Below are 13,445 nucleotides of genomic sequence, written 5' to 3' on the forward strand. Positions count from 1 at the left end.
GATGGGCAGCTTGCGTGAAGAAGGTCCCGCTAGGCTCATGCCCCGTGCGTGCGGTCCTCATCGTGAATCCCAATGCCACCTCGACAACGGCGGCCGGGCGTGACCTGCTGGCTCACGCGCTCGAGAGTCGAGTGCATCTTCAGGTTCTGCACACAGACCACCGGGGCCACGCCAGCGAGCTGGCCCGGCGCGCAGCCGACGAGGGCGCGGCGGTCATCGTCGTACACGGCGGCGACGGCACAGTCAGCGAGGTGGTGAACGGCCTGCTCGGCCAGCCGGGACATCCCGCGCCCGGGCCACTGCCCGCCATCGCGGTGGTACCCGGCGGCTCGGCCAATGTGTTCGCCCGAACGCTGGGGATATCGGCCGACCCTGTGCAAGCCACCAATCAGGTGGTCGATCTGCTCGATGCACACCGCCGTGACCAGCGACGGTGGCGCCGGATCGGCCTCGGGCACTGCGGAGAGCGCTGGTTCATCTTCAACGCCGGAATGGGCCTGGACGGCGAGGTGGTCGCCGCCATGGAGGCTCACCGCAACAAGGGCAAGCAGGTCACGGCCGGACGGTATGTGACACGCGCGGTGCTGAGCTTCTTCCGCGCCGCGCGCCACCAGCCAACCCTCACCGTCGAGCTGCCCGGCCAGGAGCCGCAGCAGGGCGTCCACTTCGCGTTCATCTGCAATTCCAACCCGTGGACGTACGCCAACGAGCGCGCCATCTGGACAAACCCGGGCACCGGTTTCGAGAGCGGTTTGGGCGTATTCGCATCGAAGAGCATGAACGTGATGGCCAACCTTCGCCTGGTCCGCCACATGGTGGGCGCACCCCGCCCGGACCGTCCCGCGGCCAGCCACCTGCTGCGCGAAGATGACGTCGCATGGGTACGGATACGCGCGTCAGCACCTATCGCCACCCAGGTCGACGGCGATTTCCTCGGGTTCCGCAGCGAGCTGACCTTCACCGCCGAACCCGACGTTCTCGACGTGGTGGCCCCGGCAAAACCCGCAGACGCCCTCTCCTGAGACCGGCCGGGAAGGCAATAGTGTTGGGCGACAGCCCGTTCCGGACACAGCCGACTCACAGCAGCGACGCGGTCTACGTCACACCTGGGGCAGATCGGATGTACTACTTGACGTAGTCGATCTCCGGCAGGCCGTGATGTTACTCACCGGTAGCACTAAGCCACCTGGGAAAATGGGGGAATCTCGCCAGATTCAAGGCGCAGATCCGATCAGTGTAGTACAAACGAATGTGGAGTCCGCAGACACCACCCCCGAGTGAGATTGACCACGTGTTAACTCACGCTATTGACTTCTGCTGAGCTTGTGAAACGATCGGAAGCAACAGTGCAGAAACATTTGGTACGCACGCGTTAACAGCCGAAAAACATTGATCTCGTGCGCTTGTGGCGCGCGCGATGAAAAAGGAGTGCACAACTATGGATTGGCGCCATAAGGCGGTCTGTCGCGACGAGGATCCGGAACTGTTCTTCCCCGTAGGGAACAGCGGACCGGCCCTTGCCCAGATCGCTGACGCAAAGCTCGTCTGTAACCGCTGTCCGGTGACGACCGAGTGCCTTACCTGGGCGCTGGAGTCGGGCCAGGACGCCGGTGTGTGGGGTGGCCTCAGCGAGGATGAGCGCCGCGCCCTCAAGCGTCGCAACGCCCGCGCTCGCGCCCGCAGCGCCGTCTAACGCCGCAGCATCGCAGAACCCGGCACAATTTGGTGCCGGGTTCTTTGCTGCTCTGGGCCGGATTGATTGCCGCGCAGAAGCTTTCAGGCCATCAGGCGGGCACGCCGGCCCAGTGGCACCCGAAGCACCGCATTTGTTCCACCCTCGGCGTCGCTGCGCATGTCCAGTGAGCCGTCGATCTCGGCCGACACCAACGTCCTAACGATCTGCAATCCCAGCCGGTCGGACGTCTCCACACTGAATCCCTCGGGTAATCCCCGCCCGTCGTCATGCACGACGACATCGAGCCAGCGGGCCGAGCGCTCCGCCCTGATAACCACCTGACCCTGCGCACCCTCCTCGAAGGCGTGCTCAATGGCGTTCTGCACCAGCTCGGTGATCACCATGATCAGTGGTGTCGCGCGGTCGGAGTCGAGCACCCCGAGCGCACCTTCGCGGGAGACCCGCACCTTGGTGTCGACGGTGGCCACATCGGTCATGATCGGCATGATCCGGTCGATCACCTCGTCGAGGTTGACTTCCTCATCCACGGACATCGACAGGGCGTCGTGGACCAGGGCGATGGACGACACCCGGCGTACCGATTCGAAAAGCGCCTCGCGAGCTTCCTCGTTCTGTGTGCGCCGGGCCTGCAGCCGCAGCAGCGCGGCCACGGTCTGCAGATTGTTCTTCACCCGATGGTGGATCTCGCGGATGGTGGCGTCTTTGGACAGCAGTGCCCGGTCACGGCGCTTGACCTCGGTCACGTCACGGGTCAGCAGCAGCGCCCCCACCGACGCGCCGCGCACGATGAGCGGCAAGGTGCGGATGAGCACCGCGGCACCACGTGCGTCGACCTCCATGCGCATACTCGGCCCCCCGGCCAGCACGTCACGGACGTGCGCCGCGAGCTCTTGACCTTCAAAGGGATCCGAGATGAGCGGCTTGGTGACCTCCATGAGGTCATGTCCCTGCAGATCGCTGGCCAAACCCATGCGGTGATACGCCGACAAGGCATTGGGGCTGGCGTATCGGACCTCACCGGATACGTCGAGCCGGATGAATCCGTCACCCACCCGGGGGCTGGAGCGCGACATCGCCTGGTCCGCCACGTTCGGGAAGGTGCCCTCGGTGAGCATCAGCAGCAGATCGCCCGCGCACTCCAGATACGCGCGCTCCAGCACGCCCTTCTTGAGTCGGGAGGCCAGTGCGGTCTGGTGGGTCAGTACGGCCACGGTCCGGTCCCCACAGCGCACCGGGACCGCCTCCACGTTCAGCTCGGAGGCGTGCTCGGTCAGATCCGAATCACTTTCCCGCTCGATGGTCCCCGAAGCGAACGCCGCCTCCACCAACGGAACATCCGCGATCTTCGCGACGGTGCCGACGGCGTCGCTGTCGATGATCGTCGGGGCGGTGTTGGGCCGGCATTGAGCGACGCAGACAAAGGAGTCGTCGTCGCGATGCACCCACATCAGATAGTCGGCGAAAGAGAGGTCAGCTAGCAGCTGCCATTCGGCCACCACGGCGTGCAGATGATCAACCGCTTCACCGGGAAGCATGGTGTGCTCGGCAAGCAGATCACCGAGAGTTGACATGCGGTGGCGATCTAGTCGTCGATGACGGCGATCAAGTCGCCGGCCTGGATGACGTCGCCCACCGAAACGCTCACGTCGCCTATGGTTCCCGCCACCTCAGCCAGCACCGGGATCTCCATCTTCATGGATTCCAGGAGGACGATCGTGTCGCCTTCGGCGATCGCGTCACCCTTCTTGACGAGCACTTCCAGCACGCTGGCCACGATCTCGGCGTGTACTTCCTCGGCCACCTGCGCGCCACCTCGCTCTCGTCGACATCCGGTTACCGGTCCTCAGTATCGAACCACACCTACGGGATCCACGCTTTCAACCACCCGCCCCGGCATGAGAGACTGGATACACACACCGGCGCGCACCACGCGCAGCTGGCATGTCAGCCGGGCTCGCACCCGGAACCCATTTGATCGGTAAGGAGATTCCCATGGCCAAGCGTGGTCGCAAGAAGCGCAGCCGTAAGCACAACGCCGCCAACCACGGCAAGCGTCCCAACAGCTAGCGCTAGGAGTTCTCGGCCCGCTGCTCGATGAGCGTGGTCTGAGTGATCTTCAACTTAAGACGCTCACGTAGCCCGTCAGGTGCCTTTTCTCCACCGCACTTGCGGGCTACGAGTGTTTTGATCTGCTCTTCGATGCCGTAGTGCTGCAGGCAGCCCGGGCACTCTTCGAGATGATGCCGCAGCCGCGCACTGTTTTCTGCGCTGCATTCACCGTCGAGGAGGGTCCAGACCTCCGCGATCACCTCGGCGCAACCCGATACCTCGCAGTTGCCACCCTTATCGACACTGTTCTTCAGTTCACCGTCGGTCATGCCCGGCCCTCCGCCAACTCATTGTTGCGCAGGAACCCACGGTCCTTGGCCACTTCGGCCAGCAATTCGCGAAGCTGGCGACGGCCACGGTGCAACCGCGACATCACCGTGCCGATCGGCGTATCCATGATCTCGGCGATCTCCTTGTACGGGAAGCCTTCGACGTCCGCGTAGTACACGGCCATCCGGAATTCTTCCGGCAGCTTATTCAACGCTTCCTTGATTTCGTCATCAGGCAGTCCGTCAAGTGCCTCGATCTCCGCGGAGCGCAGCCCCGTGGAGGTGTGCTCGGCGTTCGCCGCAAGCTGCCAGTCGGTGATCTCCTCGGTCGGATACTCCGCGGGCTGGCGCTGCTTCTTGCGATAAATATTGATGTAGGTATTCGTGAGAATCCGGTACAGCCAGGCCTTGAGGTTGGTGCCCTCTTTGAAGGTCCCGAACCCGGCGTACGCCTTGACCATCGTCTCCTGCACCAGGTCCTCCGCATCGGCGGGGTTCCGTGTCATCCGCAGCGCAGCACCGTAGAGCTGATCCAGCAGCGGGAGCGCGTCACGCTGAAAGCGTGCGGCCCGCTCGGCCTCAGTTTCCGCCTTGGTATCCACCTGAATCGGCTGATCAACGGGATCTGCAGTGTCTGTCACGGCGGTCCTTTCGGTAGCGACACCGACCATACGGATCGGCACCGACATCGGACGTTCGAGGCACGCCATTGTCACCTGCAATACCCCTTCCGTGTTGAGGACCATAGTCCGCTCTCTGCGGACACACTGCTCAACACCGACGCATGCCGGGGTATTTCCCAAAGTATCTCGACTGTCAACTCCAAATTCACTGGACCCGGAGCGCTACTGTCCAGATCGTGGGTTCCAGGGCCGCCAAAGCTGCCACTCCGGCCGTCGCCACGTTGATAGCGGCCGGAGTCGACTATGAACTATTGCCGTATGAACACCGGCCCGGAGAAAGCGCGTTCGGCGATGAGGCGGTGCGCGCGTTGGCTGGTTCCGGATTGGTTCCCGAACAGATCTTCAAGACACTGCTGATCTCGCTGGATCGCGGGGCGGATCTGGCGGTCGCGGTCATCCCGGTACCCGCGACGCTCTCACTCAAGGCTGCCGCCGCCGCACTCGGCCGGGCCAAGGCCACCATGGCTGATCCGGCGGCGGCCGAACGCAGTTCCGGTTACGTGGTGGGCGGAATCTCTCCGCTCGGGCAGCGCAAACCATTACCCACCGTCATCGATTCGTCCGCCCTGACCTGGGAACGCATTCTGTGTAGCGCGGGCAAGCGCGGGCTGCAGATGGCACTGGCACCCGATGATCTGGTCCGGCTTACCAACGCGGTGACCGCATCCGTCACAGCAGGGTGATCTGCTCCCCCACCCGCTGGGATCCGTCGTCGGGCGCGAGTAGTTCAGGACCGTTGTTCGCGACACTGTTGACCAATGAAGAGACCTGCCGGGTGTCGATTCCGGTTGCGTCCCCTGTTCCCCGCAGAAGGCTCTGGTCCAGATCGCGGTCGGGGTCCAGCCAGCGATCCCACGATTGAGCACCCAGCATCAACGGCATCCGGTCATGAATTTCCCGGAGCGGACCGACCGCATCGGTGGTGACGATCGTGCAGCTCAGCAGCGGCGCCGCGTCCTGTCCCTGCAGACCGGTGGGCTTCCACACCGACCACAAGCCCGCGGCGAACAACCGCTTCCCGTCGCCGGCATTCATATAGAACGCCGTCTTGGCGCCCTCCTGCTTACGCCACTCGTACCAGCCGTCCATCGGAACCAGACACCGCTTGGATTGCGCGGCCACGCGGAAGGTGGCGGCCGTGGTGAGGGTCTCCGCCCGGGCGTTGATCAGGGGCGCACCCTTGGCCTGCGGCCGACCGTCTTCGCGCGCCTTGGCCCATGTCGGCACCAACCCCCAGCGCATGGCGCGAATACGACGAGTGGGAACGTCGCCGGGTTCGCGATGCCGCGCCACCACCGTGAGCACCGGATCGGTGGGGGCGACGTTGTAGTTCGGGATGACGGGAAGCTGCTGCGCAGATTCCGACGCCTGACTCGCTGTGCTTATCTCGTCGATTGCGTCGATCTCCGCGGCAAGCAGCGCCGGGTCGATCGTTACCGCATACCGTCCGCACATATCGCCATCGTGCCACCCGGGGCCGACACCACAGGTATGCGTCCGGGACAATAGGGCGGTGACAAGCGGACTCTGGCAGGCACCGACGATCGACGGTTCCGTCAAGGCGACCATCACCATGCCCGGCTCGAAATCTCAGACCAATCGAGCGTTCGTGCTCGCGGCCCTGGCGGCGCGCGAGGGCGGCACCTCCACCGTGTCCGGCGCGTTGCGCAGCCGCGACACCGATCTGATGATCGGGGCGCTACAAGCCCTCGGGTTTGCCGTCACCGGCGACGGTACCGATCTGACGATCTCCCCCGGGACCAGCGACGGAGACACCTCGAGGGTCGACTGCGGGCTCGCCGGAACAGTCCTTCGTTTCCTGCCACCGCTGGCAGCACTTCGTCACGCCCCCACCATTTTTGACGGCGACGATCAGGCACGCGCCCGTCCCATTGCTCCGCTGCTGGACGCGCTGCGCGCCATCGGAGTCGGCATCGACGGGCAGCACCTGCCGTTCACAGTGGCCGGCGCGGGACAGGTCCGCGGCGGCCAGGTCGGTGTCGATGCCTCCGGATCGTCCCAATTCGTTTCCGGTCTCCTGCTTTCCGGCGCCGCGTTCGCCGAAGGTCTGACGGCGGTGAATACCGCGGACGTGCTGCCTTCGGGTCCACACGTGGTCATGACGGTGACGATGCTGCGTGAGGCGGGTATCGCGGTCGACGATTCCACCCCCGGGCGCTGGCATATCGATCCGCAGCCAATTCCCGCACACCACTGGGTGATCGAGCCTGACCTGTCGAACGCGCTGGCGTTCATCGCGCCGGCGTTGGCCACCGGCGGAGGTGTGCGCATCAGTGGCTGGCCGCGAGAATCCACTCAGCCCGCCCGCCAGATCGAGAATGTGGTGCGCCAGTTCGCCCAGACAGTGTCACTGACGGATTCCCATCTGGAGGTCATCGGCCAGACCGGTTATGGCGGTGTCGATCTGGACCTTGGCGAGGTTGGCGAGCTGACCCCGACGGTGGCGGCACTGGCTGCCCTCGCCGCACCCGGGAGCGTCTCCACACTGCGTGGGATCGCGCATCTGCGCGGGCACGAAACCGACCGGCTCAAGGCGCTTGCCCATGAGATCAACGCTCTGGGTGGGCAATGCGAGGAGACCGAAGACGGGCTGCGGATCGTCGCCACCGATCTGCACGGCGGCATCTGGGGCTCGTACGCCGATCACCGGATGGCCACTGCCGGGGCCCTCGTCGGCCTGAAGGTGCCCGGCGTTTCCGTCGACGACATCGCCACCACCGGCAAGACACTGCCCGACTTCCCCGGAATGTGGGCCGACATGCTGGCCCAATCTGGCGGTCGCGCCTCTTGAGCCCACGCGAGTACGACGAGTCTGACGCCCGCATCCGGCCGGGCCGGCGCTCGCGGCCTCGCACCAAGAATCGTCCCGATCACGCCGACGCGGTGCCCGCGATGGTGGTCACCGTGGACCGCGGCCGCTGGGGGTGCGTGCTCAACAACGACCCCACCGAACAGGTGACCGCGATGCGTGCCCGTGAGCTCGGCCGCACTCCGATCGTGGTGGGCGATACCGTCAGCCTGGTGGGCGACCTGTCCGGCCGACCCGACTCGCTGGCACGCATCGTACGGCTGGAGGAACGGCGAACGGTGTTGCGCCGCACAGCCGATGACACTGATCCGTTTGAACGGGTCTTTGTGGCGAACGCCGATCAGTTGCTCATCGTGGTGGCGGTAGCCGATCCCCCGCCGCGCACCGGACTGGTGGAGCGAGCGCTCATCGCGGCGTACGCGGGGGGCCTCATTCCCATCCTGGCTCTCACCAAAACCGATCTCACAGATCCAGATTCGTTCGCAGCACAGTTCTCAGATCTCGATATTCAGGTCATCGTCGCGGGACGCGACGCGCCCCTGGAGCCCATCATGGATGTGCTGACCGGCCGTCTCACCGCGCTACTCGGCCACTCCGGGGTGGGTAAGTCAACTTTAGTCAATCGGCTTGTGCCCGAAGCCGATCGCGCGACGGGCGAGGTGACCGGCGTCGGCAAGGGCCGGCACACATCCACCCAATCGGTGGCCTTGCCGCTGCATCCGTCGGGCTGGGTCATCGATACCCCGGGCATCAGGTCGTTCGGCCTGGCCCACATCAAGCCGGCAGACGTGTTCGCCGCATTCAGCGACCTGTCCGAGGCCATCGAGGACTGCCCGCGCGGCTGCCAGCACCTTGGCCCACCCGCAGATCCCGAGTGCGTCCTCGACGAGCTCACCGGCGCGTCCGCGAAACGAGTGATCGCGGTGCGACAGCTGCTCTCTGTGTTAACAACGGCCTAACTCTTGGTTGCGGAGGCCTTCTCGGATCGCGCGAACAGCACATGGCGATTAGCGTTTCCATCAGTGGCTGCGACGGAAACAGCCAACTAGGGTCAGGGGTTAAGAGATGACGAGCTACGTTCGTAGAATCGCCAATGTGGCAGCCATTTTCGCCTGCGGTGTCGCCGCCTGGGCCACCATGTGGCTGTCCGTATCCGGCCTGGGGTAGTTCCCGGCCACCACCAAACCTAAAAGCCCCCGACGCATTGCGCGTTCGGGGGCTTTTAGGTTTTCTCGTCAGGCGTTGGCGCCGCGACGCGCCCTTCTACGTTCACGTACCGCCGCGAACGCCGACTTCAGACCGCGCCGCTCGCGCGGCTCCAGCTCGTCGAACATCTTGACGCTGCGTGTTTCCGGCGCATTGTCCGCGGTGTACTTCAGGTACTTGTCCGGCAGTGACAGCTTGGCGATGGTGCGCCAGGCCTTGCCGTACTGCAGCAGGAACGGCCCGGAGGTGTACGGCAGGTCATACTTGTCACACAGCTCGCGCACTCGTACCGCCACCGCGGAGAGCCGGTTGCTCGGCAGATCCGGGAACAGATGGTGCTCGATCTGGTGGCACAGGTTGCCACTCATGAAGGCCATCGCCGGACCGGCGTCAAAGTTGGCGCTGCCCAACATCTGTCGCAGGTACCACTGGCCCTGTGTCTCGTTCTCCAGGTCTTGTTTGGTGAACTTCTCGGCACCGTCCGGGAAGTGGCCGCAGAAGATGACCGCGTTGGACCAGATGTTGCGGATCACGTTGGCCAACAGGTTGGCGGTCACCGTCTTGCGATAGCTTCCCGCGGGCGAAAGCGCGCTCAGCGCCGGGAAGGCCACGTAGTCCTTGGCGACCTGCTTGCCCATCTTGGCCAGCGCCTCATCACGCTTGGCGCGGAACTCCGCCTTGTCGGCGCGCCCCTGGGCTACCTTGCCGAGCTCCAAATGCTGTGTGCCAACACCCCATTCAAAGAGGAGCATCAACAGCGTGTTGTAGACGAGGTTGCCCAGGTTGAACGGTGTCCACTTCTTGTCGCGGGTGATGCGCAGCAGACCGTAGCCCACATCGTCATCCATGCCCAGCACATTGGTGTACTTGTGATGGATGTAGTTGTGGGTCTGCTTCCAGTGCGAGGCCGGGTCCACCATGTCCCACTCCCAGCTGGAGGAGTGGATCTCGGGATCGTTCATCCAATCCCACTGGCCGTGCATGACGTTGTGGCCGATCTCCATGTTCTCGACGATCTTGGCCACCCCGAGCGTCACCGCTCCAGCCCACCAGGCAGACCGCTTCTTGCTCGCGGCCAGCAGCACACGCCCACTCAGTTCCAGGGCACGCTGGGCGGCGATGGTGCGACGGATATACCGCGCATCGGCGGCTCCAAGCGATTCCTCGACATCCCGACGGATCGCGTCCAGCTCATTGCCGAGGGCCTCAACATCAGCCTCGGTGAGGTGCGCGAATTCCTGGATATCCGAAATCGCCATCCGTGAGCTCCCTTCGCCGGTTCGTGCCTACGATAGCGTAACCTACGGCACCGTAGGTTACTAGACCGTTAACCTCATACGTCGAGTACGCAATCCCCCGAGGCTGCGGAAACGCAGGTCTGAATGCGCGATCCCGGCTCGTGCTCGGCACCATTTCGCAGGTCGCGCGCGTGCCCTTCCAGCAGTGACACCACACAGGTCTGACAGATCCCCATGCGGCACCCGAAGGGCATCTGCACCCCGGCTTCCTCCCCGGCCTCCATCAGCGAGGTCGCCGCATCGGCCGCGCGCTGCTTACCGCTGCGCGCGAAGGTGACCAGACCACCCTGCCCGTGCGGCGCGGCCCGCGATACCGCGAATCGCTCCAGGTGCAGCAGATCGGCAAGATCGGCGTCGGCCCATACCCGCTGCGCGTCGTCGAGCATGCCTTCCGGACCGCACGCCCACGTCTGGCGCTGCGCCCAGTCCGGCACCTCCGAGGCCAGTGTTGAAAGGTCCAGACGTCCCTGTGTTCTCGTCGTCCGCAGACGGTAGTGGTACGACGGGTGCTCCTCGGAGAACGCGGCAAGCTCACCGGCGAACATCACGTCGGCCTCGGTGGGCGCCGAGTGCAGGTGCACGACATCCGGCAGGGGTAACTCAGCCGCCGCCGACCGGCGTACCAACGTACGCAGCATCGACATGATCGGGGTGATGCCGCTACCCGCGGTGAGGAACAAGATCGCCGGTGGCGCGGGGTCGTCCAGCACGAAGTTCCCCTGAGGGGCCGCCAGTCGCACGATCGTGCCGGGCTCGAGGCCGTTGACCAGGTGTGTCGAGAGAAATCCCTCGGGCATCGCCTTGACGGTGATGGTGATGGTGCGCCCCGAACCACCGGCGTGCACGGGCGCCGATGTCAGCGAGTACGACCGCCAACGCCACCGTCCGTCGATCAGCACGCCGATCCCGACGTATTGACCCGGGTGATAGTCGAAGTGGAAGCCCCAGCCTGGCTTGATCTCCAGGGTCGCCGAATCGCTCGTCTCCTTGTGCACGCTGACCACGCGGCCGCGCAGTTCCCGGGCCGACCACAGCGGATTGGCCAGACTCAGATAGTCGTCCGGGAGCAGCGGGGTGGTGATGCGGGAAGCCAAGCCACGCAAGACGTTTACCGCGGCATGGCGCGACTTGGGCGCACCCGAGGCGGACGCGTCGAGCCAGGAAGACAATTTCACAGCCAATGACCTTCCGGTGATGAAGGAGATGCCCTGCCAGGCGTAACCTACGCTACCGTAGGTTACTGGCCGGAAACAGGCCAATCGGCCACGTCATGCCGCCTACAGCAGGTCGAGCAGGAACGGTAGTTCTTGAGTCGCGTACCAGGCTAGATCGTGGTCTTGAGCGTCCCCGACCACCAGCTCGGCATCCTCATCGCCCAGATCTGCGGCATCGATCACCTCGGCCGCGCGCACCACATCGGACTCGGCCTGCGCCAGGTCGACGTGCGCGGCCACCACCGCGGATATCGGTACCGCGCCCGCCAGCCGCACCACCGCGTCGTCCAGGTCGGGACGCAGCTTGGCATCGTCGGCGTCGGCCACCAGCACCGCCCGCCGAGCCGGCAATTGATCCTCGCCATCATGGTTGGCCAGCAGCCGCAGCGAGGCCATCGCCGCCTCACGCATCGCCACCTCGGACAGCTCCTCCTCATCACCCGCGGAGTAGGCCTCCCTCAGCGCCGGTGTCACCGCGAAAGCGGTGCCGTTCACCGGCCAGAGCTCGCCATCGGCCACCAGTTCACGCAGCATCGCGAGCGTCACCGGGATATAAACCTGCATTACTGCGCCGCCTCCAGCAGTTCATCGAGCGCCTCGGTGATCAACACCGGGAGCATGTCGGCATCGGGCATCGCGTCGCGATCAGCATTGATCCCGTAGTACACAACGCCGTTGTAAGAAGTCAGCCCGATCGACAACACCTGATTGCGCAACAACGGAGGTACCGGGTAGATCTCCGCCAAGCGCGCACCGCCGAGGTACATCGGCGCCTGCGGCCCAGGAACATTCGTGACCAACAGATTGAACAACCGATTGGGCAGGGTGGTCGCGACGCGAGCCGCCAGTGCATGCAGGGTCGGCGGCACGAATCCCGAGAGCGCGGCCATGTTCGGCACGTCCACCAAACTGAATGCGGCAGAGTGCGATTCGGTGGCATGCGCGATCTGAGACAACCGCACCACGGCGTTGCCCTCCCCGACCGGGAGATCTACGAGAAATGGCGACACCTCGGTGGTGGCGGCCCCCTCAGCGAGGACATCCAGATCCCCGTCCCGGTACACCGACATCGGCACTATCGCGCGAATCGTGGAGGCGGTGGTGACCGGCTCCCCCCTGCTCATCAGCCAATTACGCAGCGCCCCAGCGATTACCGCCAAGACCACATCGTTGACATCGCAATCGTATTTGGCGCGCACCCGCCGATAGTCGGCCAGTTTGGTGGTCACCACGCTGAACCGTCTGCTGCGCGACACGCGCTGGTTGAGCGGGCCGCGCGGTGCGGTACCGCGAGCCGCGGTGCGCACCACCTTGACCATCCGCTCCCCCAGCTCACCGATCTCGCCCGTCAGTGATGCGGCATCGGCGACCGCGGTGCGCACCGCCTCCAGACGGGCACCGGGACGCGCCAACCATTCCGAAACAGCGCCGGCGATCAGCTCGTTCGTACTCGGTTCATGTCCGGGAACCCAGATGTCCTCCCCGAAGTCCGGCGTGCGGGCCGTCCGGTCGAACATGACCTGCCCGAGTTCCAGTGCGGATTGGCCATCTACCAGGGCCTGGTGTGTCTTGGTGTAGATGGCCAGGCGGTTTTTGGACAACCCCTCCACCAGGTACATCTCCCACAACGGCCGCGATCGATCCAGTGGGCGAGATGTCAAGCGCGCCACCAGGTCTTGCAACTGACCATCACTTCCCGGCGACGGCAGTGCCGAGCGCCGGATGTGGTAGGTGACGTCGAAATCGACATCGTCGAGCCAGACCGGCCGGGCCAGCCCGAACCCGATCTCCTTGACCTTCTGCCGATAGCGCGGAACTTGCGGCAATCGGCTCTCCACCAGCGCGAGAAGCTCCTCATACGTGAAGCCGCCGCGGGGCTTGCGGATGATCGCCAACGAGCCGACATGCATCGGGGTAGAGCTGTCCTCGCGGGAGTAGAACGATGCGTCGAGCGCGGACAACCGGGTCACCACAATCCGCGCCGCCTTCCCCTCAAACTCACCACTTGTACCCAACGGCGCCGCTGTGCCGAACGTCTTGCTCACCGTACCCTGGCGCCCTGACCACCGGCTGTGCGATCATGATCGCAATAATCTGCATCTCTCCAGCAGAGCAAATGAGGGGGCTCATTTCACTGGAG

General features: G+C 64.7%; 16 protein-coding genes. 7 read left to right on the plus strand and 9 right to left on the minus strand.

All coding sequences use genetic code 11. The features are described from left to right. Positions 1-44: 44 nt before the first annotated feature. Positions 45-1,022 carry a diacylglycerol/lipid kinase family protein gene (locus RHO23_RS13740; RefSeq protein ID WP_070941304.1) on the plus strand — a complete coding sequence of 326 codons (978 nt, stop codon included), beginning with the start codon at positions 45-47 and terminating at the stop codon, positions 1,020-1,022. Positions 1,023-1,438: 416 nt separating this feature from the next. Continuing rightward, on the plus strand, positions 1,439-1,693 hold the full coding sequence (locus tag RHO23_RS13745; protein ID WP_005056343.1) for a WhiB family transcriptional regulator: 255 nt from the start codon (positions 1,439-1,441) through the stop codon (positions 1,691-1,693). A gap of 83 nt (positions 1,694-1,776) precedes the next feature. Here RHO23_RS13745 and RHO23_RS13750 read toward each other — a convergent pair whose 3' ends face one another. Both RHO23_RS13750 and RHO23_RS13755 read right to left on the minus strand, forming a co-directional pair. After that, positions 1,777-3,267 carry a sensor histidine kinase gene (locus tag RHO23_RS13750; protein WP_030096933.1) on the minus strand — a complete coding sequence of 497 codons (1,491 nt, stop codon included), beginning with the start codon at positions 3,265-3,267 and terminating at the stop codon, positions 1,777-1,779. 11 nt (positions 3,268-3,278) lie between these two features. Continuing rightward, complete coding sequence (locus RHO23_RS13755) at positions 3,279-3,497, minus strand: biotin/lipoyl-binding carrier protein (protein WP_005056341.1); 219 nt, start codon at positions 3,495-3,497, stop codon at positions 3,279-3,281. Between RHO23_RS13755 and RHO23_RS13760 the strand changes: the two genes are divergently transcribed. Beyond that, positions 3,480-3,671, plus strand: coding sequence for a hypothetical protein (locus tag RHO23_RS13760; protein WP_078321276.1), 192 nt, complete (start codon positions 3,480-3,482; stop codon positions 3,669-3,671). The genes RHO23_RS13755 and RHO23_RS13760 overlap by 18 nt on opposite strands. A 17-nt stretch (positions 3,672-3,688) precedes the next feature. Beyond that, positions 3,689-3,763: a 50S ribosomal protein bL37 gene (locus RHO23_RS13765; RefSeq protein WP_085988129.1), complete on the plus strand. Its 75-nt coding sequence runs from the start codon at positions 3,689-3,691 to the stop codon at positions 3,761-3,763. Positions 3,764-3,765: 2 nt separating this feature from the next. On the opposite strand, the gene rsrA is transcribed toward RHO23_RS13765, so the two are convergent. After that, the gene (rsrA, locus tag RHO23_RS13770; RefSeq protein ID WP_030096932.1) at positions 3,766-4,074 is read right to left on the minus strand and encodes a mycothiol system anti-sigma-R factor; all 309 of its coding nucleotides are present in this window, start codon (positions 4,072-4,074) and stop codon (positions 3,766-3,768) included. After that, entirely contained in the window at positions 4,071-4,784 is a 714-nt protein-coding gene (locus RHO23_RS13775) for a sigma-70 family RNA polymerase sigma factor (protein ID WP_030096931.1), read from the minus strand. The genes rsrA and RHO23_RS13775 overlap by 4 nt, the downstream gene beginning before the upstream one ends. Before the next feature lie 149 nt (positions 4,785-4,933). Between RHO23_RS13775 and ybaK the strand changes: the two genes are divergently transcribed. Then, entirely contained in the window at positions 4,934-5,440 is a 507-nt protein-coding gene (gene ybaK, locus RHO23_RS13780) for a Cys-tRNA(Pro) deacylase (RefSeq protein WP_423487952.1), read from the plus strand. Here the strand turns inward: ybaK and RHO23_RS13785 are convergent. Continuing rightward, positions 5,427-6,212, minus strand: a complete 786-nt coding sequence (locus RHO23_RS13785; RefSeq protein WP_423487953.1) for an SOS response-associated peptidase — start codon at positions 6,210-6,212, stop codon at positions 5,427-5,429. The genes ybaK and RHO23_RS13785 overlap by 14 nt on opposite strands. 58 nt (positions 6,213-6,270) lie before the next feature. Between RHO23_RS13785 and aroA the strand changes: the two genes are divergently transcribed. Beyond that, positions 6,271-7,569 (plus strand): 3-phosphoshikimate 1-carboxyvinyltransferase, encoded by a 1,299-nt coding sequence (gene aroA / locus RHO23_RS13790; RefSeq protein WP_423487954.1) that lies wholly within the window; start codon positions 6,271-6,273, stop codon positions 7,567-7,569. Next, a complete protein-coding gene (gene rsgA / locus RHO23_RS13795; protein ID WP_081349378.1) occupies positions 7,566-8,546 on the plus strand; it encodes a ribosome small subunit-dependent GTPase A in 981 nt (326 codons plus the stop codon). Before aroA ends, rsgA begins: the two co-directional genes overlap by 4 nt. A 276-nt stretch (positions 8,547-8,822) precedes the next feature. Here rsgA and RHO23_RS13800 read toward each other — a convergent pair whose 3' ends face one another. The 4 genes from RHO23_RS13800 to RHO23_RS13815 all read right to left on the minus strand — a co-directional run bounded on the left by RHO23_RS13800 (position 8,823) and on the right by RHO23_RS13815 (position 13,278). Continuing rightward, complete coding sequence (locus RHO23_RS13800; protein WP_030096926.1) at positions 8,823-10,052, minus strand: fatty acid desaturase family protein; 1,230 nt, start codon at positions 10,050-10,052, stop codon at positions 8,823-8,825. A 74-nt stretch (positions 10,053-10,126) separates the two neighbouring features. Next, entirely contained in the window at positions 10,127-11,266 is a 1,140-nt protein-coding gene (locus RHO23_RS13805; protein ID WP_064409384.1) for a ferredoxin reductase, read from the minus strand. 102 nt (positions 11,267-11,368) lie between these two features. After that, positions 11,369-11,869 carry a DUF6912 family protein gene (locus RHO23_RS13810; RefSeq protein ID WP_064409385.1) on the minus strand — a complete coding sequence of 167 codons (501 nt, stop codon included), beginning with the start codon at positions 11,867-11,869 and terminating at the stop codon, positions 11,369-11,371. After that, positions 11,869-13,278: a WS/DGAT/MGAT family O-acyltransferase gene (locus RHO23_RS13815; protein WP_057964507.1), complete on the minus strand. Its 1,410-nt coding sequence runs from the start codon at positions 13,276-13,278 to the stop codon at positions 11,869-11,871. Before RHO23_RS13815 ends, RHO23_RS13810 begins: the two co-directional genes overlap by 1 nt. Positions 13,279-13,445: the final 167 nt, after the last annotated feature.

The sequence above is a fragment of the Mycobacteroides sp. PCS013 genome (assembly GCF_049532645.1).
GTDB lineage: Bacteria > Actinomycetota > Actinomycetes > Mycobacteriales > Mycobacteriaceae > Mycobacterium > Mycobacterium gwanakae.